The organism is Polaromonas sp. P3_C2 (assembly GCF_056402675.1).
The window spans coordinates 1-5,946 of sequence record NZ_JBFUGX010000241.1 but is presented as its reverse complement, the minus strand read 5'-3'; the positions used below and the strand labels follow the sequence as shown (position 1 = coordinate 5,946).

At 62.3% G+C, this 5,946-nt stretch carries 6 protein-coding genes; all 6 read left to right on the top strand.

What is annotated here, in order from left to right; genetic code table 11:
* Positions 1-456, top strand: a 456-nt coding sequence (locus tag AC1DWI_RS11705; RefSeq protein WP_477724879.1) for an electron transfer flavoprotein subunit beta/FixA family protein, incomplete at its 5' end; no start/stop codon positions are given.
* Positions 457-467: 11 nt separating this feature from the next.
* Positions 468-1,400: an electron transfer flavoprotein subunit alpha/FixB family protein gene (locus AC1DWI_RS11700; protein WP_477724878.1), complete on the top strand. Its 933-nt coding sequence runs from the start codon at positions 468-470 to the stop codon at positions 1,398-1,400.
* A gap of 22 nt (positions 1,401-1,422) precedes the next feature.
* On the top strand, positions 1,423-2,070 hold the full coding sequence (locus AC1DWI_RS11695) for a hypothetical protein (RefSeq protein WP_477701352.1): 648 nt from the start codon (positions 1,423-1,425) through the stop codon (positions 2,068-2,070).
* Positions 2,071-2,194: 124 nt separating this feature from the next.
* Positions 2,195-3,985, top strand: a complete 1,791-nt coding sequence (locus AC1DWI_RS11690) for an acyl-CoA dehydrogenase (RefSeq protein ID WP_477671083.1) — start codon at positions 2,195-2,197, stop codon at positions 3,983-3,985.
* Between the two features lie 97 nt (positions 3,986-4,082).
* Positions 4,083-5,045: an NAD(P)H-dependent flavin oxidoreductase gene (locus tag AC1DWI_RS11685; RefSeq protein ID WP_477724877.1), complete on the top strand. Its 963-nt coding sequence runs from the start codon at positions 4,083-4,085 to the stop codon at positions 5,043-5,045.
* Between the two features lie 44 nt (positions 5,046-5,089).
* The coding region (locus tag AC1DWI_RS11680; protein ID WP_477724876.1) for an acyltransferase family protein at positions 5,090-5,946 on the top strand (857 nt) is incomplete at its 3' end.

Genomic DNA, 5,946 nt, shown 5'->3' with positions numbered 1-5,946 from the left:
AAGCTGCTCAAGGCCCTGGTCGAAAAAGAACAACCCCAACTCGTCATCCTCGGCAAACAGGCCATTGACGACGACTGCAACCAGACCGGCCAGATGCTGGCCGCGCTGCTGGGCTGGCCACAAGCCACCTTTGCCTCCAAGGTTGAAGTTGAAGGCGGCACTGCCAAGGTCACGCGCGAAGTCGACGGCGGCCTGGAAACCCTCTCGCTCACGCTGCCGGCCATCATCACGACCGACCTGCGCCTCAATGAGCCGCGCTACGTCACCTTGCCCAACATCATGAAGGCCAAGAAAAAGCAGCTCGACAACATCAAGCCCGAAGAGCTCGGCGTGGACGTCAAGCCGCGCATCAAGACCCTGAAGGTCAGCGAGCCGCCCAAGCGCAGCGCAGGCATCAAGGTGGCCGACGTGGCCGCCCTGGTGGACAAGCTCAAGAACGAAGCCAAAGTAATTTAAGGACTGATGACATGACCGCACTCGTTATTGCAGAACACGACAACGCCAGCATCAAGCCCGCGACCCTCAACACCGTAACGGCTGCCGCCCAGTGCGGCGGCGATGTGCACGTGCTGGTGGCCGGCAAGGGCGCCGAAGCCGCCGCCAAGGCAGCCGCCGCCATTGCCGGCGTGGCCAAAGTCATCCACGTCGAAGGCGAGCATTTCGCCCATGGCCTGGCCGAGAACATGGCCGCGCAGGTACTGGCCATCGCCAGCGCCTATTCGCACATCCTGTTTCCCGCCACTGCCTCGGGCAAGAACATCGCCCCCCGTGTGGCCGCGACGCTGGACGTCGGCCAGATTTCCGACATCACCAAGGTCGATGCCGCCGACACTTTTGAGCGCCCCATCTACGCCGGCAATGCGATTGCCATCGTGCAAAGCCTGGACGCGACCAAAGTCATCACCGTGCGCACCACCGGCTTTGACGCTGCTGCCGCCACTGGTGGCTCCGCTGCGATCGAAACGCCCGCGGGCGTTGCCGACAGCGGCAAGTCGACCTTCCTGGGCTCCGAGATCGCCAAGAGCGACCGCCCCGAGCTGACGGCTGCCAAGATCATCGTCTCCGGTGGCCGCGCGATGGGCTCCAGCGAGAAATTCAACGAAGTGCTTACGCCGCTGGCCGACAAGCTGGGTGCAGCTCTCGGCGCATCGCGCGCAGCGGTTGACGYGGGCTACGCCCCCAATGACTGGCAAGTGGGCCAGACCGGCAAGATTGTCGCGCCCCAGCTCTACATCGCCGCCGGTATTTCCGGTGCGATCCAACACCTGGCCGGCATGAAAGACAGCAAGGTCATCGTGGCGATCAACAAGGACCCGGAAGCGCCGATCTTCAGCGTGGCGGATTACGGCCTGGAAGCTGACTTGTTCACGGCTGTGCCCGAGCTGGTTGCCGCACTGTAATGCGGTTTCAGGCCAGCGCGACATGAAAGCCAGGCAGCAACCCGGCCAATCCGGCATGAGGCGAGGCGCATGCATCGCCTTGATGCTGACGGGCTTGCTCCTCACTGCGTGCGCGGGGCTTGACCGCAAAGTCGAACAGGTCAGCGTCAAGTCGGAAATCAAGGAGCCTGTGACGTCTTTGGCCCTGATTTTTGTGACCCCCGAGTGGGCCAACCAGAACCCGGATCTGGTCAAAGGCTACAGGCTCTCGGGTGTACTCGACAACCGCTTGATGAACCAAAGTGTTGGGCATGCCGCAGAGTTCATGCAGCTCAACGGTGTTCCCGCAAAGTACGCGGGTACGTTCGGTCAGCGTTCCAATATCAGGGGCGTGCTGGGCGAATGGTCCGGCCAGGGTTACAACACGCTGCTGTTTGTTCCGATGGGCTCTACCGTTACCTCCCAGGGCCATGAAGCCCGCAGGGGTTCTACCCGCTACCGCGTGACGCTGTACAGCAAGAAGCTCGTGCCCATGCTGGAGTTTCAGGATGCGTTTTACGCTTCGGCCCCGGACTCGGGTCATGTGGACTTGATGGCGGCGGGCTGGCTCAATGCCTTGATGGACAACGGTTATGTCGTGCGGAAATCCGAAAAACTGGTGGAACCTCCAGTTCGTGATTTCTCGCCCTAGATTCGCGAGAGGCCGTGTGGCAAGCGGCCCCGGCTACGCCTGGCACAGGCCAAACCAGCAGACCACTGTGGCACAGCTTTTAATGGCCTTCGCCGCGCAATAAGTTAATTTTCGGAGACAAAACATGACATACAAAGCCCCCCTCAAGGACATGCTGTTTGACATCAAACATCTGGCCAACATCGAACAGATCGCGCAAATCCCCGGCTTTGAAGAAGCCGGCTTCGACACCGCGCAAGCGGTGCTCGAGGAATGCGCCAAGTTCAACGAGGGCGTGCTGGCTCCGCTCAACCGTGACGGTGACATCAATCCGTCGAGCTTTCAATCCGGCGAAGTCACCACCACGCCAGGCTTCAAGGAGGCCTTCCGCCAATACGTCGAAGGCGGCTGGCAAGGCCTGCAGCACCCGGCTGATTTTGGCGGCCAGGGTTTGCCCAAAACCATAGGTGCGGCCTGCGGTGAAATGCTCAACTCCGCCAACATGAGTTTTGCGCTGTGCCCGCTGCTCAGCGACGGCGCCATTGAAGCCCTGCTCACGGCCGGCTCCGACGACCTCAAGGCGGTCTATCTTGAAAAGCTGGTGAGCGGCCAATGGACTGGCACCATGAACCTGACCGAGCCGCAAGCTGGTTCGGACCTCGCCATGGTGCGCAGCCGAGCCGAGCCGCAGCCCGACGGCACGTACAAGGTGTTCGGTACCAAGATCTTCATCACCTATGGTGAGCACGACATGGCCGAGAACATCGTGCACCTGGTGCTGGCGCGCGTCACCGGCGCACCCGAGGGTGTCAAGGGCATCAGCCTCTTTGTCGTGCCCAAGTTCATGGTCGGCAAAGACGGCGCCCTGGGCGCGCGCAACGACGTGCATTGCGTGAGCATCGAGCACAAGATGGGCATCAAAGCATCGCCCACTGCCGTGCTGCAGTACGGCGACCATGGCGGCGCCGTGGGCTACATCGTCGGTGAAGAAAACCGCGGCCTTGAGTACATGTTCATCATGATGAACTCGGCGCGCTACGCGGTCGGCATGCAAGGCATCGCGATTGCCGAACGCGCCTACCAGAAAGCTGTGGAATTTTCCAAAGACCGCGTGCAAAGCCGACCGGTTGACGGTTCCATCAAGGCCAGCGCGCCCATCATCCATCACCCGGACGTCAAGCGCATGCTGATGACCATGCGCGCCTACATCGAAGGCTGTCGCGCCATGGCTTCTGTCGCTGCTGCGGCGTACGACGCAACGCATCACCACCCCGATGCGGACGTGCGCAAACAGAACCAGGCGTTTTACGAATTCATGGTGCCGCTGGTCAAGGGCTACAGCACCGAGATGAGCCTGGAAGTGACTTCGCTGGGTGTGCAGGTGCACGGCGGCATGGGCTTTATTGAAGAAACCGGCGCGGCCCAGTACTACCGCGACGCCAAGATTCTGACGATCTATGAAGGCACGACCGCGATCCAGGCCAACGACCTGATTGGCCGCAAGACTTCGCGCGATGGCGGCCAGACGGCCAAGGCGATTGCAGCGCAGATCGAAAAAACCGAAAGCGAATTGCTCAGGCAGGGCAGCGCCGACGCGCTGGCCGTGGCCAAGCGCCTGAAGGCCGCGCGCCTGGCATTCATCGATGTGGTGGATTTCGTGGCCGGCAACACCAAAGCCAGTCCCAACGCCGTGTTTGCCGGCAGCGTGCCTTACCTCATGCTCGCGGGCAACGTGGTGGCCGGCTGGCAGATGGCGCGTTCGCTGCTGGTGGCGCAAGAGCAAATCGCGCAGGGCGTTGATGTTGCCTTCATGCAGGCCAAGATCACCACCGCGCGTTTTTATGCTGACCACCTGCTGACCAAGGTGCCCGGCGTGCGCGACAGCATTGTCGACGGTGCAGACAGCGTCACGGCGCTGGCGCTGGATGCGTTCTGATCCTGTACACGCTGCTATTTATTTGATAGCTGCTTGCGCCCGTCAGTAAAGGGTTGTAGCATGTTTTTCTTGAATTCAGAATAATAACGGAGCCACCATGTCCAGACTGCCCGGCGCATTGAACMAGCTGCCYYTGCCCATCATCGGYTCGCCGCTCTTCATCATCAGCAATCCCAAGCTGGTCATCGCGCAGTGCAAAGCCGGCGTGGTGGGCGCCATGCCCGCGCTCAACGCACGGCCTGCATCGCAGCTCGATGAGTGGCTGGCCGAGATCACCGAGGCACTGGCAGCCCACAACAAGGCCAACCCCGACAAGCCGGCGGCGCCTTTTGCCATCAACCAGATCGTGCACAAGTCCAACGACCGCCTGGAGCACGACATGGAAATGTGCGTGAAGTACAAGGTGCCCATCTACAYCACCAGCCTGGGTGCGCGCGAAGACATCAACGCTGCCGCCCACAGCTACGGCGGCGTGGTGCTGCACGACATCATCAACAACAAATTCGCACGCAAGGCGATTGAAAAGGGCGCCGACGGCCTGGTGGCCGTGGCCGCCGGTGCGGGCGGCCACGCAGGCGTGAAGAGCCCGTTCGCGCTGATCCAGGAAATCCGCCAGTGGTTTGACGGCCCCCTGGCGCTGTCGGGCGCCATCTCTACCGGCGGCGCGGTGCTGGCCGCGCAGGCCATGGGCGCCGACTTCGCCTACATCGGTTCGGCCTTCATCGCCACGGACGAAGCGCGCGCAGCCGACGCCTACAAGCAGGCCATCGTTGACGGAAATTCCGACGACATCGTTTACAGCAGCCTCTTCACCGGTGTGCACGGCAACTACCTCGCGCCGTCGATTCGCGCAGCCGGCATGGACCCTGAGAACCTTCCCGAAGGCGACGTCAAGACCATGAACTTTGGCGGCGGCGAAGGCAGCAAGTCCAAGGCCTGGAAAGACATCTGGGGCTGCGGGCAGGGCATTGGGTCTGTCAGCAAGGTCCAAAGCGCCGCGGCCTTTGTGGACCAGCTCAGGCGCGAGTACGAGCTGGCACGCCAGCGGGTCTGCGCTTAAGCGTCATCGGTACCCAGAGCAGCGCTGCGCCTGAAACRCCCGCCTTGACCACCGCAACCCGACGCTTTCCCGGCATGGATGCCCTCAAAGGGCTGGCCTGCGTCATGATCGTTTTGCATCACCTGGCCTTTTATGGCCCGATGTCGGATGTGGTGCACCCGTTTGCACCGGCCCCGATGGACTGGCTTTACGACTACGGCCGCATGGCCGTGCAGGTGTTCCTCGTCGTGAGTGGTTTTCTGGCGGCGGCCTCGCTTGCGCCGCAAGGTGTGGCCGTGTTCGGTGCACCTGGCTCCCTGATTTTTCGCCGCTACTGGCGGCTCGTCAAACCCTATCTTGTGGCGCTGGCCGTGAGCATGCTGGTGGCTGCGCTGGTCAGGCCCTGGTTCGCGCACCATTCCGTGCCGGATGCTCCCACGGTGCACCAGCTGCTGGCCCATGTCCTGCTGCTGCAGGACCTGCTCGGGCAGGACGCGCTTTCTGCTGGTGTCTGGTACGTGGCCATCGACTTCCAGCTCTACGCCATGGCGGTTCTCATTTTTGCCTTTGCCCGGCGGTTCCAGTTTCAGCCGCATGACGGCGACGCAACACACACCACTTCGGTTTCGGCCCCGCTCGGCGTCAGCCTCATTCTGATGGTCGCCTTGGCCTCGCTCCTGTTTTTCAACCGCTTGCCGGCCTTTGATGTCACCGCCCTCTATTTTTGCGGCTCCTATGCCCTGGGGATGCTGGCCTTCTGGGCCGCAAACCGTCTCGGCGCGCGGCGCAGCTTCTGGCTCGTGACCCTGGCGGTCATGGGTGGGCTGGCCCTGGCGCTTGATTTCMGGGGGCGCCTGGTGGTGGCGCTCGTTACCGCCTTCGGTCTGGCCTGGCTGGCGGTGCTGCAGCCGCAGGCCTGGCC